The following is a 24760-nucleotide window of genomic DNA, read 5'->3' as shown; positions in this document are numbered from 1 at the left end:
ACAACACGCCGCCCCGTGTCCGGATGCGGAATTCCAGCATCCGGACACCCTGGACGGCGGGCCCCTCACTCGTGCGCGATCGCCGCCAGCACGTTCATCCGCGACGCCCGCAGCGCGGGCAGCAGCGCCGCGACGATGCCCACCACCGCCGAGCCGATCACCACCGCGATGATCGTGCCCCAGGGGATCGCCAGCGCCGTCATGCCCTGGAGGGCCAGCACCTGCTGCATGCACACCCCCCACACCAGCCCCAGCGCCAGGCCGAGGAGCGCGCCGAACACGGCGATCACCACCGACTCCAGGCGGATCATCCGGCGCAACTGCCGCCGCGCCAGACCGATCGCCCGCAGCAGCCCGATCTCCCGGGTGCGCTCCACCACCGACAGCGCGAGGGTGTTGACCACGCCCAGTACCGCGATGACGATCGCCAGGCCCAGCAGCGCGTACACCAGGTACAGCAGGACGGCGATCTGGTCACGGACCAGTTGCTTGTAGTCGGCCAGGTCGCGGACCTGCACCTGCGGATAGGGGTCGAGCGTCTGCTCCAGCGCGGCCCGCAGGTCGTCGTCGGACGTGCCCTCGGCGGCGTTGACGTACACCGCCGCCTCCTGTCCGCCCGGCGCGAACCGCTCCAGCGTGGCCAGGCCGAAGTACATCCCGCCCTGGGTGCCGAACCCGTCCGAGGTCTCCTGGTCGGTCAGCGCCCCCACGGTCAGCTCGGTCGTCCGGCCGCCCTGGAACTCCACCGGCAGCGCCGTGCCGACCCGGACGCCGTGGTCGCGGGCGAAGTCCCGGTCCATCGCCATCCGCCCGTCGGCCAGCGCCGCCGCGGTGTCGCCCTCGGCGTAGGGGATGTTCGCCACGTCGTCCAACCGGGGGTCGTACGCCGCCGCCGTCGTCTCCACCCGGTCGCCGTCCGGCAGCCGCACCCCCACGGGCGTGAACTGGGCGCGGACCACCAGGCCGACGCCCTCGGTGGACCGCACCGCGTCGGTGACCTCCGCCGGGAACGGCACGAAGTTGGCGTTCTGCACCACGAAGTCGGCGCCCAGCGTCCTGTCGATCTGCTGGTCGAACGACTTGGTCATGGACGCGCTCGCCACGGACATCCCGCCGACCAGAGACAGGCCCACCATCAGCGCGGCGGCCGTCGCCCCGGTACGGCGCGGGTTGCGCAGGGCGTTGCGCTGGCTCATCCGGCCGATGGAGCCGAACAGCGCCGGGAACGCCCCGCCGAGCACCCGGATCACCGGCCGCACCAGCAGCGGCCCGGCGATCACCGTGGCGATCAGCGTGAGGACGACGCCCAGGCCCAGCAGCGACGCCGCCGAGCTGGTGTCCGAGGACACCGCGCACCCCGCCAGCGCCGCCGCGCCCGCCACGCCGATCACCGCGCCCACCACGGCGCGCACCCGCAGCGGGCGGCCCACCCCGGCGATCTCGGCGTCCGACAGCGCCGCCATCGGCGAGACGCCCGCCGCGCGCCGGGCCGGGAGGTAGGCGGCGACGAAGGTGACACCGACGCCGACCGCGTAGGCCGCGACCGGGGTGCCCCAGCCGATGACCATCTCGGTGGCGTCGATGTTCATGCCGAGCAGGCCCATCAGCTCCATCAGACCGGCGGCGAGACCGATGCCGGTGGCCAGGCCCAGGGTGGAGCCGAACAGGCCGAGCAGCAGCGCCTCGGTGAGCACGGAGCGGCGCACCTGCCGCCGGTCGGCGCCGAGCGCCCGCAGCAGGCCCAGCTCCCGGGTGCGCTGGGCGATCAGCATGGAGAAGGTGTTGACGATCAGGAAGACGCCGACGAGTACGGCGATACCGGCGAAGCCCAGCATCACGTACTTGATCACGTCGAGGAATCCGCCCAGTTGCTCGGCGTCGGACTCGGCCTGTTCGTCGGCGGTGCGCAGTTCGTAGCGGTCGGTGCCGAGCGCCTCGGCCACCCGCTGCTTGAGCTGCGGGTCGCTCACGCCCTCGGCGGCGGTGACGGAGATCGCGGTGGCCGCCTCGGGGTCGCCCAGCAGCCTGGCCCGCGCGGTCGGCGGGTCGAAGAAGACCAGCGCGGCGCCGGGGTTGGTGGTGGTGAAGGTGACGATGCCGACGACCTCGACCTTGAAGGAGCCGGGCCGCGCGATCACGGTCAGCGGGTCACCGATCGCGAGGTGCTTGCGGTCCGCGGTCTCCGAGTCCAGCAGGACCTCCCCGTCGCCGCTCGGGGCGCGGCCGGAGGTCAGCTCCACCGGGCTGCGGTCGGTCGGGTTCCAGTCCAGGCCCAGGGTGGGGGCGCCGGTGGTGGGACCGACGGAGTCGTTGTCCCGGTCGGCCACCGTGATGCCCTCGACGTCCACCTCGGACCGGGCGTCCGCCACGCCGTCGACCCCGGCGATCCGTTCCGCGACCGAGGCGGGCAGGGTGGGGGTGACGCCGGAGGGGATGGCCTCGTCGAGGTTCTGCTTCGGGGTGACGGTGACGTCGGCGGCGGTCGAGGCGAACAGCCGGTCGAAGGTGCGGCTGACGGTGTCCGAGAAGATCAGGCTGCCCGCGACGAACGCCACGGACAGGATCACGGCCAGCGCGGACAGCAGCAGCCGCCCCTTGTGCGCGAGGAAGCTGCGGAAGGTCGCCTTCAGCACGGCGTCAGACCTCCTCGGCCGAACCAGGGGCGGAGTCGTCGCGGCCCTCGTGCTCGACGGGCTCCTCGGCCCGGTCCGGCGCTGCCGGTTCGGCCTGGCCGCGGATCACGTCGAACCGCTTCATCCGCTCCAGCACCGCCTCCGCCGTCGGGTGCTCCATCTCGTCCACGATCCGGCCGTCCGCGAGGAACAGCACCAGGTCGGAGTGGGCGGCGGCGCCCGGGTCGTGGGTGACCATGACGACGGTCTGCCCGAGGCTGTCGACGGCCTCGCGCAGGAAGCTGAGCACTTCCAGACCGGCCCGCGAGTCGAGGTTGCCGGTCGGCTCGTCGGCGAAGATCAGCTCGGGCCGGGAGGCCAGCGCGCGGGCGCACGCCACCCGCTGCTGCTGACCGCCGGAGAGCTGGGCGGGCCGGTGCTTGAGGCGGTCCCGCAGCCCGAGGGTGTCGATGACCTGGTCCAGCCACTTCGGGTCGGGCTTCTGCCCGGCGATGTCCATGGGCAGGGTGATGTTCTCCAGCGCGTTCAGCGTCGGTATCAGGTTGAACGACTGGAACATGAAGCCGATCCGGTCCCGGCGCAGCCGGGTGAGCTGGCGCTCCTTGAGCCCGGTGATCTCGGTGTCACCGAGCCAGACCTGACCCGCGGAGACCGTGTCGAGGCCCGCCAGACAGTGCATCAGCGTGGACTTCCCGGAACCCGACGGGCCCATGACGGCGGTGAACCGGCCCCGCGCGATGTCGACGTCCACCGAGTCCAGCGCGAGCACGGTCGTCTCGCCCGAGCCGTACGCCTTGGTCAGACCGCGGGCGCGGGCCGCGTTCCCGTGGGCCGGAGCCTGACCGGGGACGTGCCCCGCTACAGGTGTGGACAAGGCTGCCTCCTTGGTCGTTCCCGACCCGCGGACGTCCCCAGATCCCCGAGATCCCCCGTCGCGGCCGAGGGTGGTGAGATGCGGCCCACACGGTATCCCTCGCGGGCCGGGCACGTCCTCTCCGCGGGCGGGTAGGAGGCGCCTACTCCGTCTCCGCCGTCGGTCGCCAGGCCGTGCCCAGCACACAGAACGACGTCGGCAGCCGCGGGCCCTTCTCCGGCATCAACAGCCTGCGGTACGGCCCCAGTTCGAGCCCGGCGGCGCGCAGCGCGGCGACCGGGTCGCGGTGCAGGTGGCAGCCGCCGTTCAGCGGCGGCCACACCGTGCGGTCCAGGGCGCGCTGGGTGAGGTCCATCATCCGGCCGCCGCCGCGCCCGTGCTCGAAGAACCGCACCTGGCCGCCCGGCCGCAGCACCCGCCGTACCTCGCCCAGGGCGCGCGGCACGTCCCGCACGCTGCACAGCACCAGCGACAGCACCACCGCGTCGAACGCCTCGCTCTTGACCGGCAGCGCCTCCGCCGCCCCCGGCACCACGTCGACCGGCACCTCGGCCCGCAGGGCGGCCTCCACGGCCAGTTGGCGCAGCACCCGCTCCGGTTCGATCGCGACGACCTCGCAGACGGCGCCCGGATAGTGCGCGAAGTTCAGCCCGTTGCCCGCGCCGATCTCCAGCACCCGCCCGGAGAGCCCGGCGAGCAGCCGGTCCCGCACCCCGGCCATGCCCATCCGGCTCTCGGCGGTGACGCTGACCCTGGCGTAGTAACGGGCGAACAGCGGGTGGTGTACGGCATCCCGCGCCACCTTCCGGGCACCGACGGTCCGCAGGGGCATGGCGACCTCCTCGCCGAAGAGCACGGTCCCGGGACAGCCGGGCCTACGGCGATTGTCCCCCGAGCGGCCCCCGGACACCCCCCGCCGTCGCCACCGGGTCGGGCAGGCGCGGGTCGGGCGCCGCACTCCGTGGAGTGTCAGGCCCGGGGCGCGTGCGGCGTGCCCGCCCCCGAGGGTGCCTCCCGTGTCCGGAACGCCTCCGCCTCCCAGGTGCCGTCCAGCCGTGGCGCCAGCCATGTCGGGGCGGCGGCCCGGAAGTCGGCCGGGGGCAGGGCGGCGGCCCCGGCGGGCAGCGCGCCGAGCAGCGGCGCCCCCGCCACCTCCGGCAGATCGGCGAGGTTGCACCGGCTGGCGAGGTCGGGCAGCGCGGGCCAGCTACCGATCACCACGCCCGTCAACCCAAGGCCGCGCCGGGACAGTTCACGCGCCGTCAGCTCCGTGCTGTTGAGGGTGCCGAGCCCGGCCGGGGCGACCACCAGCACCGGTGCCCCCAGCAGCGCCGCCGCGTCGGCCAGCGTGCCGCCCGCCGCGTCGAAGCGGACGAGCAGCCCGCCCGCCCCCTCCACCAGCACCAGATCGTGGTCGGTGGCCAGCTTGGCGGCGGCCTCGGCCACGTCGTCCGGCGTCACCGGGCGCATCCCGGCCCGCCGGGCCGCGGTCGCCGGGGCCAACGGCTCGGGGAACCGGGCGAGTTCGGCGGTCGTCACGGTGCCCGCGAGCCGCGCCACCTCCGCGGCGTCCCCGCGCTCGTCGGGCCGTACGCCCGTCTGCGCGGCCTTCAGGACGGCCACCGAGCGACCGGCGGCCAGCGCGGCGGCGGCGACCGCCGCGGTCGTGACCGTCTTGCCGATCTCGGTGCCCGTCCCCGTGACGATGAGTACCGGCATGTTCATCCCTCCCGTGCCGCGGCGCACACCGCGCGTCCGATCCGTGCCACGTCGGCGTCCCCGGTGACGTACGGCGGCATCGTGTACACCAGGTCGCGGAACGGGCGCAGCCACACGCCCTCGCGCACCGCGGCCCGGGTCGCCGCCGCCATGTCCACCGGCCGGTCCAACTGGACGACGCCGATCGCGCCGAGGACGCGGACGTCCCGCACGCCCGGCAGCTCGGCCGCCGGGGCGAGGCCCTCGCGCAGCCCGGCCTCGATCCGCTTGACCTCCGCGCGCCAGTCCTGGCCGACGAGCAGCCCGACGGAGGCGCAGGCGACGGCGGCGGCGAGCGGGTTGGCCATGAACGTCGGCCCGTGCGCCAGCACCGGCACCTCGCCCTGGGAGATCCCGTCGGCCACCCGGGGCGTGCACAGCGTCGCCGCCATCGTCAGGTAGCCGCCGGTCAGCGCCTTGCCCACGCACATCACGTCCGGCGTCACGGCGGCGTGCTCCGCCGCGAACAGCGCGCCGGTGCGGCCGAAGCCGGTGGCGATCTCGTCGAACACCAGCAGTACGTCGTGGGCGTCGCACGCCTCGCGCAGCACCCGCAGATAGGCGGGGGAGTGGAACCGCATCCCGCCCGCGCCCTGCACCACCGGCTCCACGATCACCGCGGCCAGTTCGTCGGCGTGCCGCTCGACCAGCGTCCGCAGGTGGTCCGCGTACGCCTCCTCGTAGCGGGCCGGGGGCGCGTCGGCGAAGACCTGGCGCGGCAGCACACCGCTCCACAGCTCGTGCATCCCGCCGTCGGGGTCGCACACCGACATCGGCTGCCAGGTGTCGCCGTGGTAGCCGCCGCGCCAGGTCAGCAGGCGCCGCTTGGCGGGGCGGCCGAGCGAGCGCCAGTACTGCAGGCACATCTTCACCGCGACCTCGACCGACACCGAGCCGGAGTCCGCGAGGAAGACGTGTTCGAGGCCCTCGGGTGACAGGTCGACAAGGAGCTTCGCGAGCCGTACGGCGGGTTCGTGGGTGAGCCCGCCGAACATCACGTGGCTCATCCGGCCGAGCTGCTCGTGGGCGGCCTCGTTGAGCACCGGGTGGTTGTAGCCGTGGATGGCCGACCACCACGAGGACATCCCGTCGACCAGCTCGCCGGAGCCGTCCGCGAGCCGCAGCCGCACCCCGCTCGCGGACGCCACGACCAGCGGGTCCGTACGGCCCGGCATCGGCCCGTACGGATGCCACACGTGCGCCCGGTCCAGGTCGAGCAGCTCGGGCACGCTCAGGTCAGGCATTCGGCGCGAGGTCCGTTCCCGCGCCCCGGCGGCGTACGGCGACGAGGTCGGTGCGGGCCTCGTTCACCCGGGCGTCCACCGGCGCCACGGAACCGCACGCCCCGCCGCCCTCGTGCGGACCGCACGTCCCGCCGCCCTCGCCGCCCGCGTGCGCGCCGCACCCGCCGCCCGCCGCCCGGTGCTCCGGCAGCGTGACCTCGCCCGCGCCCTCCACCTCGAACCCGGCGTCCGCGATCATCTCCAGGTCGGCCTTGCCCGCCTGGCCCTCGGTGGTCAGGTAGTCCCCGAGGAAGATCGAGTTGGCCAGGTGCAGGGCGAGCGGCTGGAGGGTGCGCAGATGGACCTCCCGGCCGCCCGCGATGCGCACCTCGACGTCCGGGCAGACGAACCTGACCATGGCCAGGATGCGCAGGCAGCGCTGCGGGGTGAGGTGCCACTCCTTGGCCAGCGGGGTGCCCTCGACCGGGATCAGGAAGTTGACCGGAACCGAGTCGGGGTCCAGCTCGCGGAGCGCGAAGACCACGTCGACGAGGTCCTCGTCGCCCTCACCCATGCCCGCGATCAGCCCGGAGCAGGCGGACAGCCCGGCCGCGTGCGCCTTCCGCACCGTGTCGACGCGGTCGGCGTAGGTGTGGGTGGTGGTGATGTCGCCGTAGGTCGCCTCGGAGGTGTTGAGGTTGTGGTTGTAGGCGTCCGCGCCCGCCTGCCGCAGCCGCTCGGCCTGCCCGTCGGAGAGCAGCCCCAGGCAGGCGCACACCTCGACGTCCTCGTGCTCGTCCTTGATGGCCCTGATGGTCTCGGAGACCCGGTCCACGTCCCGGTCGGTCGGGCCGCGCCCGCTGGCCACCAGGCAGACCCGCTTGGCGCCCCCGGCGAGACCGGCCGCCGCCGCCTCGGTCGCCTGCTCCGGCTTGAGCCAGGTGTACTTGAGGATCCCGGCCTCGGAACCCAGTCGCTGGGAGCAGTAGGAGCAGTCCTCCGGACACAGTCCGGACTTCAAGTTGACGAGGTAGTTGAGCTTCACCCGTCGCCCGAACCAGTGACGGCGCACCTTCCCGGCCGCGGCCACCACATCGAGCAGGTCGTCGTCCGACGTGGCGAGGACGGCGAGCGCCTCCTCGCGGCTCGGCAGCTCGCGCCGAAGCCCCTTGTCCACCAGCGTGTTCAGCAGGTCCATGAGAGTCGATCCTGTCGTAAGGTGCGCCTCCGGGCCAAGGAGACTTCGTACAACACCGACACTTCGTCGTGTGGGTATTGCCACATTCTGAGCTGCGGGATGCCCGGATAGTGTCTGTCGACTGCCTACAAAACCAACGGAGGGGCGATGGGGGCGTTCGGGTGGATCGACGAGCAGGCCGAGGTGCGCCGCCGGGCCGGGCTCGTGCGCGTGTTGCGGCCTCGCCCCGCCGACTCGCCGCTGCTGGACCTGGCGAGCAACGACTACCTGGGGCTTGCCCGGCACCCCGAGGTGACCGAGGGCGCGGCGCGCGCCGCGCGGACCTGGGGCGGCGGGTCGACGGGCTCCCGGCTGGTCACCGGCACCACCGAGCTGCACGGCGAACTGGAACGCGAGCTGGCCGACTTCTGCGGCGTCGAGGCGGCGCTGGTGTTCTCGTCCGGGTACGCCGCCAACCTCGCCGCGGTCACCGCGCTCGCCCCGCACGGCTCGCTGATCGTCTCCGACGCGGGCAACCACGCCTCGCTCATCGACGGCTGCCGACTGGCCCGCGGCACCACGCAGGTGGTGGCGCACGCCGAACCGGACGCCGTGCGCAAGGCGCTGGGGACGCATGACGGGCCCGCCGTGGCCGTCTCGGACGCCGTCTTCTCGGTCGACGGGGACGCCGCGCCGCTGGCGGAGCTGGCCGCGGTGTGCCGGGAGTACGGCGCCGGGCTGGTGGTGGACGACGCGCACGGGCTGGGGGTGCTGGGCGACGGCGGCCGGGGCACGCCGTACGCGGCGGGGCTCGCGGGCGCGGACGACGTCGTGGTCACGGCCACGCTGTCGAAGTCGCTGGGCAGCCAGGGCGGTGCCGTGCTCGGCTCCGCGCGGGTGATCGGGCATCTGGTCAACGCGGCCCGGACGTTCATCTTCGACACCGGTCTCGCCCCGGCCGCGGCGGGCGCCGCCCTGTCCGCGCTGCGGCTGCTGCGCCGTCAGCCGGAGCGGGCGGCGCGGGCCCGCGCGGTGGCGGGGGAGCTGTACGACCGGCTGACGGCCGCGGGTCTGACGGCGGTGCGTCCGGACGCCGCGGTCGTCTCGGTGCGGGCGCCGTCCCCGGAGGGCGCCGTGCGGTGGGCGGCCGAGTGCCGTGCCGCAGGGGTGGCGGTGGGCTGCTTCCGGCCCCCGTCCGTACCCGACGGGATCTCGCGGCTGCGGCTGACCGCCCGCGCGGACCTCTCCGGGGAACAGCTGGAACGCGCTGTACGGGTCATCGGCGAAACGCGACCGTGAGTCGGCGTGGCACGGCCGTGCGTCGCGCGCGGTCGGTCAGTGGAAGGCCGCGGTGAACCCCGCCCAGCTCTCGGGGGAGAACAGCAGCGCGGGTCCGTCCGGGGTCTTGGAGTCGCGTACGGCGAGCAGTCCGGCGCCCGGTCCGCTGACCGGCCGGGCCGTCTCGACGCAGTTGTTCGCCCCGGTGCTGTAGCTGCTGCGCAGCCACCGCACGGGAGGCAGTTCGCTTGTCGTGGATACGTTCTGAGGAGGTGCGGTCATGGTGCCTCCTTATGTGCCGTCACCTATCCCGGCGATGAAGTCCAACGAGTCCTCTGGGGAAAGGGCATGGAACTGAAGGGCATGGAATGCCTCGGTGTAGGTCTCCAGGTCTTCTTTCCGTTCGAGATAGAGGCTACTCGTCAAGTGGTCGAGAACAACCACGTCCAGATCAGAAGTGCTCGAAAATGAGAAGATAACGAAAGGCCCGGTGACGCCGACATGCGCCCCAGCGGCGAACGGCAGCACCTGGAGCCGCACCTGGGGCAGTCGGGCCGCCTCCCTGAGCCGCGCCAACTGCCGGGCCATCACCCCGGGGCCGCCCACTTCGCGCCGCAGCACCGCCTCGTCCAGGACCGCGCTCAGCTCCAGCGGGCGCCGCGCCCGCAGCACCTCCTGCCGGGCCAGCCGCACCTCCACCAGCGCGTCCAACTCGTCCTGCGGGCGCCCGCCCGCCGCCGCCCGGGTCACCGCGCGGGCGTACTCCCGGGTCTGCAACAGGCCCGGGACCACGGAGTTCTCCAGGGTGCGCACCGAGGTCGCCTGCGACTCCAGGCTGATGAAGTCCCGGTAGGTGGGCGGCAGTACGCGCCGGTAGGCGTGCCACCAGTGGTGCCGTCCGCCGCCCTCGTCGGGACCGGCCAGCATCAGCAGCAGTTCCCGCAGTTCGGGCTCGGCCACGCCGTAGGCGTCCAGCAGTAAGCGGACGTCGGCCGGTTTCACCCCGCTCGCGCCGGTCTCGATCCGGCTCACCTTCGACTGGTGCCAACCCACCAGTCTGGCAGCGTCACCGCTGGTTATTCCCAGCCGCGCGCGCAGCGCGCGCAGTTCCGCACCCAGTTTCCGGCGGCGTACCGCGGGACCGTGTTGCATGGGGACCCCTCATTTCCCGGCCAATCGGCCGCTCCCCACCGAGACTCCAGGCAGCCCGGCCAAATACGGTCTGCCGTCGCAGAGTTCACCGTTTCGAGCGACAGATATATGCAGATCTTGGTGGATCGCCACCGGAAACGGCGCGCTGGTGGCAGTCTGGCGACGAAGCACCAGTCCGGGACCGTACTCGAACCACCCATTGAGTGTCGGACCGCGGTCCCCTGGGAAAGGGACGACGTCGCCATGGCAGACCATCTGGAAGCATCCGTCACTCTGCCGAGCGAACCAGCCTCGGTGTCCGCGGCCCGCGCCTTCGCGCTCGGCACGCTGGGGGAGTGGGGTCTGCCGCCGGAGTCGGAGTTGGCCGAAACGGTCCGCCTGATCGTCTCCGAACTCACCACCAACGCCGTACAGCACACCTTCGGGCAGTCACCCACCTTCACGGTGGACCTGCGGCTGCGCCGTGACGAACAACTGAGCATCGGGGTCACCGACAGTCACCCGCGGTTTCCCAGGCGGCTGCCCGCCGCCGTGCAGCAGGACAACGGCCGCGGCCTGGTGATCATCCGCTGGCTGACCACGGAGTGCGGCGGCCGACTGAGAGTCCGGCCCACCGGCGAGGGCGGCAAGACCGTCCTGATCGAGCTGCCGTGGCCGGGAGCCGTACCGGCGGCACCCCTCACCGCCGTACGGCGCCGGGAACCCTGAGACCCGGCGGGGCAGGACGACGCGGTGGCGGTGCGTCAGGGCACCGCCACCGCGCCACCGGGGTCAGGAGACCCGGCCGTACCAGACGCTCCTGGTCCAGATCTTCTGGAGCCGCACGACGTCCCCGGTCTTCGGGGAGTGCCAGATCCTGCCCTTACCCGCGTAGATGCCGACGTGGTACACGCTGGAGCCGGAGTGGAAGAACACCAGGTCACCGGCCTTGCGGTGGGACGCCGAGACATGGCGCGTCTTGTTGTACTGCTGGGCGGCCGTACGCGGCAGCTTCTTGCCCGCCTTCTTGTACGAGTACTGGGTGAGCCCCGAGCAGTCGAACCTGCGTGGTCCGGTGGCGCCGTACTTGTAGGGGGCGCCCTTCTTCGAGGCCGCCACCTGGAGCGCCTTCTTCGCGGGCGTGGCGGCCTCGGCGCCCGGGGCGAGGCCCGGCACCACGAGCGAGCCGCCCACGGCGGCGAGGGTGAGGGCCGAGGCCGTACCGGCCCTGGCCATGAGCGACGGGACCCGATTGTGCGTGGTCATGCGCAACCCTTCGTCAGCCGCCTGTGAAGGATGACCTGTCGGATTCGGGCTGGCGAAGTTGCCCGGCCGCGCGAACGCGGCTTCACCCCAAGGACCACCCGGAGCGTCAGCTCCGGCGGACCGTCGTGCTCGGGTCCTCCACTCCTGCCGATCCACTTCCCTGTCGACCGGTCGTCCGGGCGGCGGCAGGACTCGGCGTCCGCCCGGACCGCCCCGCCGCTGCGGCGGGGTCTTGTCGTCAGACAGGGATCTTCACCCACGGATGTCCGAAAATCCCAATGGAACCGGGGATTTGTGTTGTTACTCACCACTCGCCCAAACGGGTGGACAGGCCCCCTTTCGATCAGTTGGGGCGGCCGGTGGGGAGGCCCGGACCAGCGGCGAAACTCCGTGTTCCCCCTTCGGAGCACGCGTGTTGCGCAACCCTGGCGGTTCCGCGAAACGACCGGGTTCTACTCCAACGGGGGGTCCACCGTTCGGATCGTTTCGCTTTCCGACCGGCTGTCATCGGGTCAACTGGCGGAGCGCGTCGGCAGCGTGACGCGCGCCGTGCGGCGCTCGCCGTCCAGGACGCGCAGCGCCCGCTCAAGGGTCTCCGCGTGCAGCTCGGTCTCGCCCCGCTGGTGCATCAGCGCCAGCGCGTCGCGCAGTTCGGCGGCCTTGCTCACCAGCGCCTGCGCGGCGCGCAGGCCGCGGTAGGTGTCACCGGGGCGCGCCGGGTTGATCCGGCCGAGCAGGTCCACCACGTCGAGGTAACGGTCGATCAACTCGCCCTCCGCCCGGGTCAGGGCGGGCAGCGGCGGCAGTTCCGGCGGCTGCATCGACGCCTCACCGCGCCCCGGGGGCGGGCGCCTCGCCCCGGCGCTCGTCGAGGACCTGGTCCACCAGGCCGTACTCCAGCGCCGCCCGCGCGTCGAGCACCTTCTCCCGCTCGACGTCCCGGGCGACCTGCTCCGGGGTGCGCCCGGTGTGCCGTACGAGGATCTCCTCGGCCATCGCGCGGACGCGGCCCAACTCCGCGGCCTGGACCGCCAGGTCGGACGCCTGGCCGCGTACCGGCTCGGTGAGCACGGGCTGCCGCAGCACCACGCGGGCGCCCGGCAGCGCGAACCGCTTGCCCGGGGTGCCCGCGGCGAGCAGCAGCGCGGCGGGCGGACCGGCCTGCCCCAGGCAGTACGTCCGCACGTCGCAGCCGACGTGGCGCATCGTGTCGTACACGGCCGTCATCGCGCTGAAGGAGCCGCCGGGCGAGTTGATGTAGAGGGCGATGTCCTGGTCCGGCGAGCTGTGCTCCAGATGCATGAACCGCGCCATCACATCGCCCGCGGCGGCGTCGTCGAGCGGCGTCCCGAGGACGACGATCCTGCCCTCCAGCAGTTTCGCGTACGGGTCCACGGGGCGGGTGGACGGTTGGGTCATGGCGGACCCCTCCTCGCGGCAAGGCAGTCTGCGGAGCTGTCTGAGAAAATGTACAGGACGTACATTCTCTACGGGAGGGGTGGCCCGTAAGCTGGGAGCCATGGCCTACGAGATTCCGGTGACGCAAGCCAGGGCTGAACTCGCCGACCTGATCAACCGGGTGGTGTACGGCGGTGAGCGCGTCGTCGTGACACGGCACGGCAAGCCCCTCGTCGCCCTCGTCTCCGCCGCCGACCTCGAACGCCTGGAGGAGCGGCGGCCGGAGCCCACGGCGGACGAGCAGGTCGTCAGCTCCGTCTCCGGCGTCCGCGAGGTGCCCACCACCCCGCGCGAACGGCAGCGCTTCGGCATCACGGCCGAGCACCGGGGACTGGGACCGACCTAGGTGTATTGGCCCGTGAGGTTGGGAACGCGGCTGGCGGGTGGCTGACCTCTCAGCGCGGTGTGTCCGCGGTGGTGATTGTAGGTGTGCAGCCAGTTGGGGAAGGCGTCGCGTCGTTCCTGTTCCGAGCGGTAGGGGCGGGCATAGGCCCATTCGTCGAGCAGGGTGCGGTTGAACCGTTCGACCTTGCCGTTGGTCTGGGGCCGGTAGGCGCGCGTGCGCTTGTGCGTGATGCCGGCTGCGGCCAGGGCATCGCGCCACAGACGGGACTTGTAGCAGGAACCGTTGTCGGTCAGCACGCGCTCGACGGTGACCCCGCACGAGGCGAAGAACGCCTGCGCCCGCCCCCAGAAGGCGACGGCGGTTTCCTTCCTCTCGTCAGTGAGGATTTCGCTGTAGGCCAGGCGGGAGTGGTCGTCGACGGCGGTGTGCAGGTAGCTGTAGCCAGCCCCGCAACGCCTCCTTCGGCCCGCCTGGCGCCCCAGGACCTTGTGGCCGCCGCCGTCGGGGATGTTGCCGAGCTTCTTGATGTCCACATGCACCAGCTCGCCGGGACGTTCCCGTTCGTAGCGGCGTATGACGTGGCCGGTGGCCCGGTCCAGGTGCGTGAGGCGGGCCAGGCCGAAGCGGGTGAGCACCCGGTGGACGGTGGAAGGAACCAGCCGCAGCAGGCCGCGATCCGCGCAGGTCCCCAGCGGCGCAGCACACGGACCTTGATGATCCGCCGCTCGGTGCGGGTCGGGGTCCGCCGTGGGCTGGTGTGCGGGCGGCTGGACCGGTCGGCCATGCCCGCCTCGCCGTGCTGCCGGTAGCGGTCGGCCCATCGCTTGGCGGTGCTCACGGAGACTTGGAAGCGTTCCGCGGCCCGCCGCAGGGGCCAGTGGTCGTCCACGATGCAGCGGGCCAGGCGCAGTCGTCCGGTCTCGGTCAGGGGTGCATTACGGTGGGGCACGAGGGCCTCTCTGGTCGCCGGTGCAGATCTCGCAATCCACACCGAGCCAGAAGGCCCTCACCCATTTCAAGATCACACATCAGTGATCGCTGTCGCCAACCTCCGTGGACAGAACACCTAGGGCCGGTCCCAGTCCCCGGTGCCTCAGGGCGCTCAGCCCGCGAGCGCCGGGGTGCGGGCGGGCTGCGCGGCGGGCTTCGTCCGCTTTCCGATCATGGCGCCGAGCAGGACCGCGCCCAGGCCGAGGACGGACCACCAGGTCAGGGTCAGGGCGGGGCCGGTCGCCGCCGCGCCGTCGAAGTAGGCCACCGAGCGCAGCAGGGTCGCCGCGGCCCCGGGCGGCAGGAGCTGGCCGATGAACCCGGCCGGTTCGGGCAGGAGCTGCGGCGCCGAGGACGCACCGGCCCACGGGTTGCCGAACAGCATCACCACGCCCGCGCCGATCCCGGTCCCCGCGGTGCCGAGGAGTGCGGCGAGCCCCGCGACCGTGGCGCCCACGGCCAGCACCGCGAGCCCCAGCGCCGCCGCCTCGGCCCACCAGTCGCCGGTGAGGACCCCGAGCCAACTGTCCCCGACCGCCGCCGCGGCCAGGCCGGTCAGCGCCGCCGCGCCCACCAGCGCGGTCGCCGCCCTCGCCCCGCGCAGCCCCGTCATCATCACCACGCCCCCCGCGGCGATCCCGGCCAGGGCGAGCGGCAGCACGCTGGCGGTCAGCGCCGCGCCGCGCGGGTCCTCCTCGGGCGCGGCCACCACGTCGACGGTCCTGACCTGCGCGCCGCCCGCCGCCTGCTCCGCCACCGCCTGCTGCAGGAGCTGGGCGACGACCGGGCTGGCCGCCGACGCGGTGAGCAGCCGTGGGCCGCTCTCGCCGACCACGACGGCGCCGTACACCGTCCGGTCCTCGATCGCCGCGCGGGCGGCGGCCTCGTCGTCGTAGCGGTGGATCTCGAAGGCGCCCTCCCGCTGCTCCAGGCGTTCCTGCACGTGCGCCGTCGCCGCCGCGGGCCCGGCCACGCCGAGTGGCAGGTCGTGCGGCGCGGTGCGGGCGGCGGGCCAGGCGAAGGCCCACAGGGCGAGCGCCGCGAGGACGGGGACGAGGACGGCGGCCGCGATCATGCGGCGGCTGAGCGGTGTCGGGGTGGCGGACATGGGGATCTCCTTGGCTGGAGCGCCCGGAGAGGCGGGCGTTAAAAAGAAGGATCGTTCGTTTTGACTTCGTCCCCACCGTGGCTCCGGGCGGTCCTCTTGTCAAGAAGGAACGTTCGTTTTACCTTTGCCGCATGGCCCGCGTATCCCAGGAACACCTCGACGCCCGCCGCCGCCAGATCCTCGACGGCGCCGCGCTCTGCTTCGCCCGCAACGGCTTCCACGCCACCTCGATGCAGGACGTGCTGAAGGAGGTCGACCTCTCCGCGGGCGCCGTCTACCGCTACTTCAGCGGCAAGGACGAGCTGATCGCCGCGATCGTCGCCGAGGTGATGGGCGAGCTGCGCGTCGCCTTCGAGGACGCCGCCCGGCAGAGCCCGCCCCCGTCCCCGGGCGACCTGGCCTCCGACGTCCTCGACCGGACCCTCGCCGCCCGCGAGGTCCTCGCCGTCGACGGCCAGCCGGGCTTCCCCCGCCTGATCGTCCAGGTCTGGACGGAGACCGTGCGCAACGAGGAGCTGGCGGCGGTCCTGCGCGAGGGCTACCAGGCCGTGCTCGCCGCCTGGATCAAGGTCGTCGGCGGCTACCAGGACAGCGGGATGATCCGCACCGACCTGCCCGCGGAGGACGTGGCCCGCACGATGATCGCCACCGTGCAGGGGTTCATCGTCCAGCAGTCCCTCTTCGGCCCCGTGCCGACCGAGGTGCTCCGCAACGGGCTGCGGGCGCTGATGAGCATGGACGCCGTACGCGCCGCCGGCTGACCGGCGGTCACAGGATGGTTAACGTGCCGGAAACCCGTGCCCACTAGCCTGCCCCTCCACGCCACCAGGGACTTCGCCTGCTGGCCGCGGTCACCGGGCCCCGCACGGCCCGCAGCGAGAAGGTGAGGTGGGACGTGCGACTGACCCCGCACGAGCAGGAGAGGCTGCTGATCCATGTGGCCGCCGACGTGGCCGAGAAGCGCCGCGCCCGCGGGCTCAGGCTGAACCACCCCGAGGCGATCGCCCTCATCACCTCCCACGTGCTGGAAGGCGCCCGCGACGGCCGCACCGTCGCCGAGCTCATGGCCTCCGGACGGCAGGTCCTCACCCGGGACGACGTGATGGAGGGCGTCCCCGAGATGATCCACGACGTGCAGGTCGAGGCGACCTTCCCGGACGGCACCAAGCTCGTCACCGTCCACGACCCGATCGTCTGAGGGAGGCCGCGATGATTCCCGGAGAGATCCTCTTCGCCGACGGGCCGATTGCCTACAACGAGGGCCGCGAGGTCACCCGGCTCACCGTCCTCAACGCCGCCGACCGGCCCGTCCAGGTCGGCTCCCACTACCACTTCGCGGAGGCCAACCCCGGCCTGGAGTTCGACCGCGGCGCCGCCCACGGCAAGCGGCTCAACATCGCCGCCGGTACCGCCGTACGCTTCGAGCCCGGCATCCCCGTCGACGTCGAACTCGTCCCGCTCACCGGCGCCCGGATCGTGCCCGGACTGCGCGGGCGGACCGGAGGTGCCCTCGATGCCTGAGATCTCCCGCGCCGCCTACGCCGACCTGTTCGGCCCCACCACCGGGGACCGGGTCCGGCTCGCGGACACCGACCTGCTGATCGAGATCGAGGAGGACCGCAGCGGCGGCCCCGGACTCTCCGGCGACGAGGCCGTGTTCGGCGGTGGCAAGGTCATCCGCGAGTCCATGGGCCAGTCGCGTGCCACGCGCGCGGACGGCACGCCGGACACCGTCGTCACCGGCGCCGTCATCGTCGACCACTGGGGCATCGTCAAGGCCGACGTCGGCATCCGCGACGGCCGGATCACCGGCATCGGCAAGGCGGGCAACCCCGACACCATGGACGGCGTCCACCCGGACCTCGTCATCGGCCCCGAGACCGAGGTGATCGCGGGCAACGGACGCATCCTCACCGCGGGCGCCATCGACGCGCACGTCCACTTCATCTGCCCGCAGATCGCCGACGAGGCGCTCGCCTCCGGCATCACCACCCTCGTCGGCGGCGGCACCGGACCCGCCGAGGGCTCCAAGGCCACCACCGTCACCCCTGGCCCCTGGCACCTGGCCCGGATGCTGGAGGCGATGGAGGGGTACCCGCTCAACTTCGGCCTCCTCGGCAAGGGCAACACCGTCTCCCACGAGGCGATGCTCTCCCAGATCCGCGGCGGCGCCCTCGGCCTGAAGCTCCACGAGGACTGGGGCTCCACCCCGGCCGTCATCGACGCGGCCCTCACCGTCGCCGACCGGACCGGCGTGCAGATCGCCATCCACACCGACACCCTCAACGAGGCCGGTTTCGTGGGCGACACCCTCGCCGCGATCGCCGGGCGGTCCATCCACGCCTACCACACCGAGGGCGCGGGCGGCGGGCACGCGCCCGACATCATGACCGTGGTCTCCGAGCCGCACGTGCTGCCCAGCTCCACCAACCCGACCCGGCCGTTCACCGTCAACACCGCCGAGGAACACCTCGACATGCTGATGGTCTGCCACCACCTCAACGCCGCCGTCCCCGAGGACCTCGCCTTCGCGGAGTCCCGCATCCGGCCGTCCACCATCGGCGCCGAGGACGTCCTGCACGACCTGGGCGCCATCTCGATCATCTCCTCCGACTCCCAGGCCATGGGCCGGGTCGGGGAGGTCATCATGCGGACCTGGCAGACCGCCCACGTCATGAAGCGGCGGCGCGGCGCGCTGCCCGGGGACGGGCGGGCCGACAACCACCGGGTACGGCGCTATGTCGCCAAGTACACGATCAACCCCGCCGTCGCACAGGGGCTCGCGGGCGAGATCGGCTCCGTGGAGAGCGGGAAGCTCGCCGACCTGGTGCTCTGGGAGCCCGCGTTCTTCGGCGTCAAACCGCTCCTCGTCATCAAGGGCGGGCAGATCGCCTACGCGCAGATGGGCGACGCCAACGCCTCCATCCCGACGCCGCAGCCGGTCCTGCCGCGGCCGATGTTCGGCGCGACCGGGCGGGCGCCCGCCGCGAACTCCGTCAACTTCGTCGCCCCGCTGGCCCTTGAGGACGGGCTGCCGGAACGGCTCGGCCTGGGCAAGCGGTTCGTCGCGATCGACTCCACCCGTGCGGTGACCAAGGCGGACATGCGGGAGAACGACGCGCGGCCCGAGGTGCGGGTCGATCCCGACAGCTTCGCCGTGCACATCGACGGGGAGCTGGTCGAGGCGGTGCCCGCCGCCGAACTGCCCATGGCCCAGCGCTACTTCCTCTTCTGATGTCCCGGGCAGCGCTCCTCGTCCTCGCCGACGGCCGCTTCCCCGCCGGGGGGCACGCGCACTCCGGCGGGGCCGAGGCCGCCGTGCGGGCGGGGCGGATCACGGACGCCGGGAGCCTGGCGGAGTTCTGCCGGGGGCGGCTGCACAGCGCCGGGCTGGTCGCGGCCTCCCTCGCCGCCGCGGCGGCGGCCGGGGTGGACCCGGGCGCGTTGGACGGTGCCGCCGACGCGCGGACGCCCTCGCCCGCGCTGCGGCTCACCGGGCGGAAGCTGGGGCGGCAGTTGCTGCGGGCGGCCCGGGCGACATGGCCGTGCCCGGAGCTGGACGCCCTCGCCGCGCGCTTCCCCAAGGGGGCGCACCAGCCGGTGGTGTGGGGGGTGGCGGCTCGGGCGGCCGGTCTTGAGGACGTCGACGCGGCGTACTGCGCGGCGTACGAGAGCGTGAGCGGGGCGGCCACGGCGGTGGTGCGGCTGCTGAGCCTCGACCCGTTCGACGCGACGGGGGTGCTGGCGCGGCTGGCGCCCGAGGTGGACCGGGCCGTGGACCAGGCCGTGGCGGCGGGGCGGCGGGCGCGGGCGGAGGGGGTGGACGCGCTGCCGTCGGTGTCCGCGCCGTTGCTGGAGATCGGGGCGGAGGTCCATGCCGGGTGGGGTGGGCGGTTGTTCGCCTCGTGAGGGGTGGGCCGGATGTCGCTGTACGTGAGCAGAGGAGCCGTTTGATGCATCGTGACCACCACTTCGAGGGAGCCGCCGCCGTCAGCGCCGACGCCCGGCGCGGGGACGGGTCCCGGCGGGCCCTGCGGATCGGGCTCGGTGGGCCCGTGGGGTCCGGGAAGACCGCCACCGTGGCCGCGCTCTGTCGGGCGCTGCGCGAGGAGTTGTCCCTCGCGGTCGTGACGAACGACATCTACACCCGGGAGGACGCCGAGTTCCTGCTGCGGGAGGCCGTGCTGCCGCCCGAGCGGATCACCGCCGTGGAGACGGGCGCCTGTCCGCACACCGCGATCCGGGACGACATCTCCGCCAACCTGGAGGCGGTGGAGGACCTGGAGGACGAGGTCGGGCCGCTGGACCTGATCCTGGTGGAGTCCGGTGGGGACAACCTCACCGCGACCTTCTCCAAGGGGCTCGTCGACGCCCAGGTCTTCGTGATCGACGTGGCGGGCGGGGACGACATCCCGCGCAAGGGCGGGCCCGGGGTCACCACCGCCGACCTGCTCGTCGTCAACAAGACCGACCTCGCGCCGTACGTCGGTTCCGACCTGGAGCGGATGGCGGCGGACGCCAGGGCGCAGCGGGCCGCACTGCCCGTCGTCTTCCAGTCGCTGCGGAGCGAGGGCGGCGTCACCGAGGTCGCCGCCTGGGTGCGGGCTCGGCTCGCCGCGTGGACGGCGTGACCGTGACCGGCGTCGCCGCCACCGCGCGGATCGCGGCGCGCGCCGACGGCCGGGGCGGCACCGCGCTGCCGGTGCTGGAGGGCGACGGGCCGCTGGCGCCCCGGCGCACCCGGGGGAGCGGTGGCGAGGCCCGGGTCGTGCTCGTCGGCGCGATGAGCGGACCGCTCGGCGGGGACCGCTTCGCGGTGGCGGCCGAGGTCGGCACCGGCGCCCGGCTGCGGGTCGGCTCGGCCGCCGCCACCCTCGCGCTGCCGGGACAGACCAAGGGGGAGGCCGCCCGGTACGACGTACGCCTCACCGTCGCCGACGGGGGCGAACTGCGCTGGCTGCCCGAGCAGTTGATCTCCGCGCGGGGCAGTGAGCTGTACGTCACCACCCGCGCCGACCTCGCGGCGGGCGCCCGGCTCCTGCTGCGCGAGGAGCAGGTGCTCGGGCGCGTGGGGGAGGAGCCGGGGCGGCTCACCAGTCGGCTCACGGTGCGGGTGGCCGGGCGGACCGTGCTCGACCAGGAACTGTCCTGCGGACCCGGCGCGCCGGGCGGCTGGGACGGCCCCGCGGGGCTCGGCGGCCATCGGGCCGTGGGGCAACTGGTCGTCGTACGTCCGGAGTTCGCCGAACGTCCGGTGGCGGCCCGGACGCTGGGCGACACCGCCGCCGTCCTGCCGCTCGCCGGGCCCGCCGCCCTGGTGACCGCCGTCGCCCCGGACGCCCTGCGCCTGCGGCGGCTGCTGGACGAGGCGCTGGGCGAACTGGGTCAGCGGGACGCCAGCCAGGCGTCCTCGGCCGCGTAGTCGAACAGGTCGCCGTACGCGGCGGACATCTTCGGGTACGCCTCGCGCCAGTCGCCGTGGTCGGCCAGTCGGCGGGTGATCGAGTCGATGGTCTCCGGGAGCGTGTCGGCGTACGAGACCACCGGGCGGTAGCCCAGTTCGCGGGCGGCCGACGTCATGTCGCAGACGACCGGGACCGGGACCGACCACGGTGTGTCGCCGACCGTCGGCGCCGGTGCGGGGCCGTCGACCAGGACCGTCTCCGGGGCCGCGCCCATCACCTCGTCGATGGCCGTGGCGATCTCCAGGACCGTGGGGGCCCCGGGGTCACAGGCGTTGAGGGCGCGGGAGCCGGGGCGGGCGGCGGCCAAGCGGACCAGCTCCGCGAGGTTGCGCACGCTGACCGGGTGGAAGCGGCTGGCGCCGCCGTACGCGAGGACCCGGCGCTCGCGGCCGTCCAGGTTGCGCTTGACGAAGTACAGCTCGCGCGGGGTGCGGCAGTGCGGGCCGTGGACCGCGCCCGCGCGCAGCAGCGTGACCGGCAACCGGTCGGCGGCGGCGAGGAGTTCACGCTCCAGGGCCGCCTTGCCGGTGCTGTACGTCGACTCGCCGGGGGCGACGGTCCGCTGGCTCTCCGGGATCGGCACCGGGTACTCGGGGAAGCCGTCCGGCTCGGCCTGGGTGTCGAAGCCGCGGCCCTTGTCGTCCTCGTAGACGGAGACGCTGGAGATCACGACCGCCGAGCCGATCCGGTCGGCCAGGGACGTCAACTGGCGGGCGTGCGGCGTGCCGTAGGCCACCATGTCCACCAGCAGGTCGCAGCCGTCACCGATCTCCGCGGCCAGGGCCGTGTCGTCCGCGCGGTCGAGCCGTACCGCCCGTACCTCGTCGGGCCAGGAGGCGTCCCGGCCGCCGCCCAGGGAGGCGGCCGTCACCCGCCAGCCGTCCTCGGCCAGGGCCCGTACGGTGGGGCGTCCGATCTGGCCTGTCGCTCCGATCACCACAGCGCGTCGTGTCATGGGGCGACCGTAGGCGAACCCCGCGCCCCGCCGCGCGGGCTTCGGCTGACAGCAGAGCTGACACGAGAGCTGACACCAGAGCTGACACCAGAGCCGACCGCAGCGCGTCAGCCCATGGGCAGGCGCGGGCGGCGGCGGCCCGGCGCGCCTTCCTGCGACGCCTCGTCCTCCGCCTTGACGACCGCCGCGTACCGGTCGACGTACTCCTGCCCGGAGAGCTTCAGGATGGCGTACATGATCTCGTCGGTGACGGCCCGCAGGACCGCCTTCTCGTTCTCCATCCCGGCGTAGCGGGAGAAGTCGAGGGGCTCGCCGAAGCGGATGACGACGGGCCGCGGCCGGGGGACGACCTTGCCGGGCGGCTGCGCCTCGAAGGTGCCGATCATGGCGCAGGGCACCACCGGGACCTGCGCCCTGAGCGCCATCACCGCGACGCCGACCTTGCCCTTGTAGAGGCGTCCGTCGTGGGAGCGGGTGCCCTCGGGGTAGATGCCGAGCAACTCGTCCTTGGCCAGCACGCCGAGGCCCTCGCGGATCGCGGCCTGGCCCGCCTCCTTGCCGGAGCGGTCGACGGGGATCTGCCCGACGCTGTGGAAGAACGCGGCGGTCAGACGGCCCTTGATGCCGGGGCCGGTGAAGTACTCGGCCTTGGCGAGGAAGGTGATGCGGCGCTTGAGGACCGCGGGCATCAGGAAGTGGTCCGAGAAGGAGAGGTGGTTGCCCGCGACGATGGCCGGGCCGGTCGCCGGAATGTGCTCAAGGCCCTCGATCCTGGGCCGGAAGAGCACCCTCAGCAGCGGTCCCAGCAGAACGTACTTGAGCAGGTAGTAGAACAAGGCGGTCGCCCCTCACTGCGCGGGTCCGCTGGGCCCGCCGGGTCACGGCAGGTCAACCGGCGTGTGGTGGCGACAGTGTAGGCGCGGGCGGCGGTCACCGTAACCCGGCGGACTCCTGGGGAGCCGCCGGGTCACGCCGTCGGGCGGCCGGTCAGCCCGCCAGGACCTTCTCCAGGGTGCCGAGCGCCGACTCCAGCTCGCCGCCCGTGACGCAGAGCGGCGGCGCCAGGCGGATCGTGGAGCCGTGGGTGTCCTTGACGAGGACGCCCTCCCGCATCAGCCGTTCGCTGACCTCGCGGCCGGTGCCGATCGCCGGGTCGATGTCGACGCCCGCCCACAGGCCCCGGGCGCGGAAGCCGACGACGCCCTTGCCGACCAGGGAGGCGAGACCGCCGCGCAGCACCACGCCCAGCTCGGCGGCCCGGCGCTGGTACTCGCCGGTCTCCAGCAGCTCGACGACGGCCGTGCCGACCGCGGCGGCCAGCGGGTTGCCGCCGAACGTCGAACCGTGCTCGCCGGGCCGCAGCACGCCGAGCACCTCCCGGCGCGCCACCACCGCCGACACCGGCACGATGCCACCGCCGAGCGCCTTGCCGAGCAGCACGACATCGGGCCGCACGCCCTCGTGCTCGACGGCGAGGGTACGGCCCGTGCGGCCCAGGTCCGACTGGATCTCGTCCGCGACGAACAGGCAGCCCGCACGCCGCGTCAGCTCCCGCACGCCGGTGAGGTAGCCGTCGTCGGGGATGACCACCCCGGCCTCGCCCTGGACCGGCTCGATCAGCACCGCCGCCGTGGTGTCGTCGACGGCGGCCTCCAGCGCGGCCAGGTCGTTGTACGGGACCACCTTGAAGCCCGGGGTGAAGGGGCCGAAGCCGGTGCGGGCGGTCTCGTCGGTGGAGAAGCTGACGATGGTCGTCGTCCGGCCGTGGAAGTTGTCCGCGGCGACCACGATCGTCGCCTGGTCGGCGGGGACGCCCTTCACGTCGTACGCCCACTTGCGGGCCACCTTGATCGCGCTCTCCACCGCCTCGGCGCCGGTGTTCATCGGCAGCACCATGTCCTGCCCGGTCAGCGCGGCGAGCCGCTCCGCGAACCCCGCGAGCCGGTCGTTGTGGAAGGCGCGGGAGGTGAGGGTGAGCCGGTCGAGCTGGCGGTGCGCCGCCGCGATCAGGTCCGGGTGCCGGTGGCCGAAGTTCAGGGCCGAGTACCCGGCGAGCATGTCGAGGTAGCGGCGGCCCTCGACGTCCTCGACCCAGGCGCCGTCGGCGCTGGCCACCACGACGGGCAGGGGGTGGTAGTTGTGCGCGAGGACGGGCCCCTCGGCCTCGATCAGTTCGGCGGAGGTACGGGTGCGCGCGGGTGCGGTCATGAGCGGATCTCCTGGGTGCAGCACTTGATGCCGCCGCCTGCCTTGTGGAACTCCGACAGGTCGACGGGGACGGTGACGTAGCCGCGCGCTTCGAGCTGGGCGGCGAGCGCGGTCGCCTCCGGGGCGATGAAGACGTGGCGGCCGTCGCAGACGGAGTTCAGGCCGAAGGCCATCGCGTCCTCACGGGTGGCGAGCACCGCGTCCGGGTAGAGCCGGGCGAGCACCTCGCGGCTGCCCGGCGAGAAGGCGTCCGGGTAGTAGGCGATGTTCTCCTCGTCCAGCACGAACAGCGCCGTGTCCAGGTGGTAGAAGTACGGGTCGACCAGCGTCAGGCTGATCACCGGGACGCCGAAGAACTCCTGCACCTCGCGGTGCGCCTCGGGCGTCGTACGGAACCCGGTCCCGGCGAGCACGTACCGGCCGGTGGGCACCAGATCGCCCTCGCCCTCGCAGACGTTCTCCGGGCGGTAGACGTCAAAGCCCTGCGTCTTGAACCAGGTGTCGTAGGGCGGCGACTCGGGGCGCCGCTCGGGGGCGTGGAAGAGGGAGCCGAAGACCCGGCCGTCGACGACGACGGCGGAGTTGGCGGCGAACACCATGTCGGGGAGCCCGGCGACCGGCTCGACGGTGTCCACGGTGTGCCCGTGGTCGCGGTAGACACGCACGAGGGCGTGCCACTGCCGCTGGGCGAGATCGAGGTCGACCCGGACATCGGGATGCATCCAGGGGTTGATCGCGTACTGCACGGCGAAGTGTCTGGGTTCGCAGACGAGGAATCGACGTCGGCGCGGCACACGGCACTCGGACACAGAGGGGTTCCTCCGCTTCCTGCGGTGTCGGGGTGGTGAGAAGGATGGTCACCACGGTAGGAAGCCGCGCCGACGCCCGAC

General features: G+C 73.2%; 26 protein-coding genes, 1 pseudogene and 1 riboswitch. Of the genes and pseudogenes, 10 read left to right on the top strand and 17 right to left on the bottom strand.

Annotated elements, in window-relative coordinates:
• Positions 1 to 65 precede the first annotated feature (65 nt).
• The 6 genes from ACFQZ6_RS04550 to bioB form a co-directional block, all read right to left on the bottom strand.
• Positions 66 to 2633, bottom strand: coding sequence for an ABC transporter permease (locus ACFQZ6_RS04550; RefSeq protein ID WP_381605057.1), 2568 nt, complete (start codon positions 2631 to 2633; stop codon positions 66 to 68).
• Positions 2634 to 2637: 4 nt separating this feature from the next.
• A complete protein-coding gene (locus tag ACFQZ6_RS04545; protein ID WP_381605056.1) occupies positions 2638 to 3507 on the bottom strand; it encodes an ABC transporter ATP-binding protein in 870 nt (289 codons plus the stop codon).
• Between the two features lie 142 nt (positions 3508 to 3649).
• A complete protein-coding gene (locus ACFQZ6_RS04540; protein ID WP_381605055.1) occupies positions 3650 to 4339 on the bottom strand; it encodes a class I SAM-dependent methyltransferase in 690 nt (229 codons plus the stop codon).
• Positions 4340 to 4476: 137 nt separating this feature from the next.
• Entirely contained in the window at positions 4477 to 5226 is a 750-nt protein-coding gene (gene bioD / locus ACFQZ6_RS04535) for a dethiobiotin synthase (protein WP_381605054.1), read from the bottom strand.
• Positions 5227 to 5228: 2 nt separating this feature from the next.
• Positions 5229 to 6509 (bottom strand): adenosylmethionine--8-amino-7-oxononanoate transaminase, encoded by a 1281-nt coding sequence (locus tag ACFQZ6_RS04530; RefSeq protein WP_381605053.1) that lies wholly within the window; start codon positions 6507 to 6509, stop codon positions 5229 to 5231.
• Positions 6502 to 7686, bottom strand: a complete 1185-nt coding sequence (gene bioB / locus ACFQZ6_RS04525; protein WP_381605052.1) for a biotin synthase BioB — start codon at positions 7684 to 7686, stop codon at positions 6502 to 6504. Before bioB ends, ACFQZ6_RS04530 begins: the two co-directional genes overlap by 8 nt.
• 147 nt (positions 7687 to 7833) lie before the next feature.
• Here bioB and ACFQZ6_RS04520 point away from each other — a divergent pair, with 147 nt between their 5' ends.
• Entirely contained in the window at positions 7834 to 8964 is a 1131-nt protein-coding gene (locus tag ACFQZ6_RS04520; protein WP_381605051.1) for an 8-amino-7-oxononanoate synthase, read from the top strand.
• Positions 8965 to 9000: 36 nt separating this feature from the next.
• On the opposite strand, the gene ACFQZ6_RS04515 is transcribed toward ACFQZ6_RS04520, so the two are convergent.
• Together ACFQZ6_RS04515 and ACFQZ6_RS04510 are read right to left on the bottom strand one after the other, a co-directional pair.
• On the bottom strand, positions 9001 to 9225 hold the full coding sequence (locus ACFQZ6_RS04515; RefSeq protein ID WP_381605050.1) for a DUF397 domain-containing protein: 225 nt from the start codon (positions 9223 to 9225) through the stop codon (positions 9001 to 9003).
• Positions 9226 to 9234: 9 nt separating this feature from the next.
• Positions 9235 to 10095, bottom strand: coding sequence for a helix-turn-helix domain-containing protein (locus ACFQZ6_RS04510; RefSeq protein ID WP_381605049.1), 861 nt, complete (start codon positions 10093 to 10095; stop codon positions 9235 to 9237).
• Between the two features lie 243 nt (positions 10096 to 10338).
• Here ACFQZ6_RS04510 and ACFQZ6_RS04505 point away from each other — a divergent pair, with 243 nt between their 5' ends.
• The gene (locus ACFQZ6_RS04505; protein WP_381605048.1) at positions 10339 to 10803 is read left to right on the top strand and encodes an ATP-binding protein; all 465 of its coding nucleotides are present in this window, start codon (positions 10339 to 10341) and stop codon (positions 10801 to 10803) included.
• A 63-nt stretch (positions 10804 to 10866) separates the two neighbouring features.
• Here the strand turns inward: ACFQZ6_RS04505 and ACFQZ6_RS04500 are convergent, their stop codons facing one another.
• From ACFQZ6_RS04500 to ACFQZ6_RS04490, 3 genes are all read right to left on the bottom strand, one after another.
• The gene (locus ACFQZ6_RS04500; RefSeq protein WP_381605047.1) at positions 10867 to 11340 is read right to left on the bottom strand and encodes a C40 family peptidase; all 474 of its coding nucleotides are present in this window, start codon (positions 11338 to 11340) and stop codon (positions 10867 to 10869) included.
• A gap of 3 nt (positions 11341 to 11343) precedes the next feature.
• Positions 11344 to 11499: riboswitch (cyclic di-AMP (ydaO/yuaA leader) on the bottom strand.
• Between the two features lie 353 nt (positions 11500 to 11852).
• Complete coding sequence (locus ACFQZ6_RS04495) at positions 11853 to 12161, bottom strand: hypothetical protein (protein ID WP_381605046.1); 309 nt, start codon at positions 12159 to 12161, stop codon at positions 11853 to 11855.
• 7 nt (positions 12162 to 12168) lie between these two features.
• A complete protein-coding gene (locus ACFQZ6_RS04490; protein WP_381605045.1) occupies positions 12169 to 12759 on the bottom strand; it encodes an ATP-dependent Clp protease proteolytic subunit in 591 nt (196 codons plus the stop codon).
• 100 nt (positions 12760 to 12859) lie between these two features.
• Between ACFQZ6_RS04490 and ACFQZ6_RS04485 the strand changes: the two genes are divergently transcribed.
• Positions 12860 to 13144, top strand: coding sequence for a type II toxin-antitoxin system Phd/YefM family antitoxin (locus tag ACFQZ6_RS04485; protein ID WP_381605044.1), 285 nt, complete (start codon positions 12860 to 12862; stop codon positions 13142 to 13144).
• Here ACFQZ6_RS04485 and ACFQZ6_RS04480 read toward each other — a convergent pair.
• Positions 13141 to 14093: pseudogene (locus tag ACFQZ6_RS04480) on the bottom strand (IS481 family transposase). The gene ACFQZ6_RS04485 and the pseudogene ACFQZ6_RS04480 overlap by 4 nt on opposite strands.
• A gap of 153 nt (positions 14094 to 14246) precedes the next feature.
• Positions 14247 to 15242, bottom strand: coding sequence for an ABC transporter permease (locus ACFQZ6_RS04475; protein WP_381605043.1), 996 nt, complete (start codon positions 15240 to 15242; stop codon positions 14247 to 14249).
• 131 nt (positions 15243 to 15373) lie between these two features.
• Between ACFQZ6_RS04475 and ACFQZ6_RS04470 the strand changes: the two genes are divergently transcribed.
• From ACFQZ6_RS04470 to ACFQZ6_RS04440, 7 genes are all read left to right on the top strand, one after another.
• A complete protein-coding gene (locus ACFQZ6_RS04470) occupies positions 15374 to 16003 on the top strand; it encodes a TetR/AcrR family transcriptional regulator (RefSeq protein WP_381605042.1) in 630 nt (209 codons plus the stop codon).
• Between the two features lie 134 nt (positions 16004 to 16137).
• Positions 16138 to 16440 (top strand): urease subunit gamma, encoded by a 303-nt coding sequence (locus tag ACFQZ6_RS04465; protein WP_381605041.1) that lies wholly within the window; start codon positions 16138 to 16140, stop codon positions 16438 to 16440.
• An 11-nt stretch (positions 16441 to 16451) separates the two neighbouring features.
• Positions 16452 to 16763, top strand: coding sequence for an urease subunit beta (locus tag ACFQZ6_RS04460; protein ID WP_381605040.1), 312 nt, complete (start codon positions 16452 to 16454; stop codon positions 16761 to 16763).
• The gene (locus ACFQZ6_RS04455; protein ID WP_381605039.1) at positions 16756 to 18477 is read left to right on the top strand and encodes an urease subunit alpha; all 1722 of its coding nucleotides are present in this window, start codon (positions 16756 to 16758) and stop codon (positions 18475 to 18477) included. The genes ACFQZ6_RS04460 and ACFQZ6_RS04455 overlap by 8 nt, the downstream gene beginning before the upstream one ends.
• Positions 18477 to 19151: an urease accessory protein UreF gene (locus ACFQZ6_RS04450; protein WP_381605038.1), complete on the top strand. Its 675-nt coding sequence runs from the start codon at positions 18477 to 18479 to the stop codon at positions 19149 to 19151. Before ACFQZ6_RS04455 ends, ACFQZ6_RS04450 begins: the two co-directional genes overlap by 1 nt.
• 44 nt (positions 19152 to 19195) lie before the next feature.
• Positions 19196 to 19873 (top strand): urease accessory protein UreG, encoded by a 678-nt coding sequence (ureG, locus tag ACFQZ6_RS04445; RefSeq protein WP_381605037.1) that lies wholly within the window; start codon positions 19196 to 19198, stop codon positions 19871 to 19873.
• Positions 19861 to 20664 (top strand): urease accessory protein UreD, encoded by an 804-nt coding sequence (locus tag ACFQZ6_RS04440; RefSeq protein ID WP_381605036.1) that lies wholly within the window; start codon positions 19861 to 19863, stop codon positions 20662 to 20664. The genes ureG and ACFQZ6_RS04440 overlap by 13 nt, the downstream gene beginning before the upstream one ends.
• Here ACFQZ6_RS04440 and ACFQZ6_RS04435 read toward each other — a convergent pair.
• From ACFQZ6_RS04435 to ddaH, 4 genes are all read right to left on the bottom strand, one after another.
• Positions 20628 to 21647 (bottom strand): NAD-dependent epimerase/dehydratase family protein, encoded by a 1020-nt coding sequence (locus ACFQZ6_RS04435; protein ID WP_381618074.1) that lies wholly within the window; start codon positions 21645 to 21647, stop codon positions 20628 to 20630. The genes ACFQZ6_RS04440 and ACFQZ6_RS04435 overlap by 37 nt on opposite strands.
• Positions 21648 to 21769: 122 nt before the next feature.
• Positions 21770 to 22498 carry a lysophospholipid acyltransferase family protein gene (locus ACFQZ6_RS04430; protein WP_381605035.1) on the bottom strand — a complete coding sequence of 243 codons (729 nt, stop codon included), beginning with the start codon at positions 22496 to 22498 and terminating at the stop codon, positions 21770 to 21772.
• Positions 22499 to 22649: 151 nt separating this feature from the next.
• Positions 22650 to 23870, bottom strand: a complete 1221-nt coding sequence (gene rocD / locus ACFQZ6_RS04425; RefSeq protein WP_381605034.1) for an ornithine--oxo-acid transaminase — start codon at positions 23868 to 23870, stop codon at positions 22650 to 22652.
• The gene (ddaH, locus tag ACFQZ6_RS04420) at positions 23867 to 24679 is read right to left on the bottom strand and encodes a dimethylargininase (RefSeq protein ID WP_381605033.1); all 813 of its coding nucleotides are present in this window, start codon (positions 24677 to 24679) and stop codon (positions 23867 to 23869) included. The genes rocD and ddaH overlap by 4 nt, the downstream gene beginning before the upstream one ends.
• Positions 24680 to 24760: the final 81 nt, after the last annotated feature.

The sequence above is a fragment of the Streptomyces flavalbus genome, assembly GCF_042674625.1.
GTDB lineage: Bacteria > Actinomycetota > Actinomycetes > Streptomycetales > Streptomycetaceae > Streptomyces > Streptomyces flavalbus.
The sequence above is the reverse complement of the archived record's forward strand: the minus strand, read 5'-3'. Positions and strand labels throughout refer to the sequence as shown.

Excerpts from the sequence above, each read along its gene's own strand:
- ACFQZ6_RS04520 (WP_381605051.1), top strand. The coding sequence starts at position 7,834 with ATGGGGGCGTTCGGGTGGATCGACGAGCAGGCCGAGGTGCGCCGCCGG.
- ACFQZ6_RS04470 (WP_381605042.1), top strand. The coding sequence starts at position 15,374 with ATGGCCCGCGTATCCCAGGAACACCTCGACGCCCGCCGCCGCCAGATC.
- rocD (WP_381605034.1), bottom strand. The coding sequence starts at position 23,870 with ATGACCGCACCCGCGCGCACCCGTACCTCCGCCGAACTGATCGAGGCC.
- bioB (WP_381605052.1), bottom strand. The coding sequence starts at position 7,686 with ATGGACCTGCTGAACACGCTGGTGGACAAGGGGCTTCGGCGCGAGCTG.
- ACFQZ6_RS04485 (WP_381605044.1), top strand. The coding sequence starts at position 12,860 with ATGGCCTACGAGATTCCGGTGACGCAAGCCAGGGCTGAACTCGCCGAC.
- ACFQZ6_RS04505 (WP_381605048.1), top strand. The coding sequence starts at position 10,339 with ATGGCAGACCATCTGGAAGCATCCGTCACTCTGCCGAGCGAACCAGCC.
- ACFQZ6_RS04510 (WP_381605049.1), bottom strand. The coding sequence starts at position 10,095 with ATGCAACACGGTCCCGCGGTACGCCGCCGGAAACTGGGTGCGGAACTG.
- bioD (WP_381605054.1), bottom strand. The coding sequence starts at position 5,226 with ATGCCGGTACTCATCGTCACGGGGACGGGCACCGAGATCGGCAAGACG.
- ACFQZ6_RS04450 (WP_381605038.1), top strand. The coding sequence starts at position 18,477 with ATGTCCCGGGCAGCGCTCCTCGTCCTCGCCGACGGCCGCTTCCCCGCC.
- ACFQZ6_RS04495 (WP_381605046.1), bottom strand. The coding sequence starts at position 12,161 with ATGCAGCCGCCGGAACTGCCGCCGCTGCCCGCCCTGACCCGGGCGGAG.
- ACFQZ6_RS04540 (WP_381605055.1), bottom strand. The coding sequence starts at position 4,339 with ATGCCCCTGCGGACCGTCGGTGCCCGGAAGGTGGCGCGGGATGCCGTA.
- ureG (WP_381605037.1), top strand. The coding sequence starts at position 19,196 with ATGCATCGTGACCACCACTTCGAGGGAGCCGCCGCCGTCAGCGCCGAC.
- ACFQZ6_RS04490 (WP_381605045.1), bottom strand. The coding sequence starts at position 12,759 with ATGACCCAACCGTCCACCCGCCCCGTGGACCCGTACGCGAAACTGCTG.
- ACFQZ6_RS04500 (WP_381605047.1), bottom strand. The coding sequence starts at position 11,340 with ATGACCACGCACAATCGGGTCCCGTCGCTCATGGCCAGGGCCGGTACG.
- ACFQZ6_RS04460 (WP_381605040.1), top strand. The coding sequence starts at position 16,452 with ATGATTCCCGGAGAGATCCTCTTCGCCGACGGGCCGATTGCCTACAAC.
- ACFQZ6_RS04455 (WP_381605039.1), top strand. The coding sequence starts at position 16,756 with ATGCCTGAGATCTCCCGCGCCGCCTACGCCGACCTGTTCGGCCCCACC.
- ACFQZ6_RS04530 (WP_381605053.1), bottom strand. The coding sequence starts at position 6,509 with ATGCCTGACCTGAGCGTGCCCGAGCTGCTCGACCTGGACCGGGCGCAC.
- ACFQZ6_RS04515 (WP_381605050.1), bottom strand. The coding sequence starts at position 9,225 with ATGACCGCACCTCCTCAGAACGTATCCACGACAAGCGAACTGCCTCCC.
- ACFQZ6_RS04475 (WP_381605043.1), bottom strand. The coding sequence starts at position 15,242 with ATGTCCGCCACCCCGACACCGCTCAGCCGCCGCATGATCGCGGCCGCC.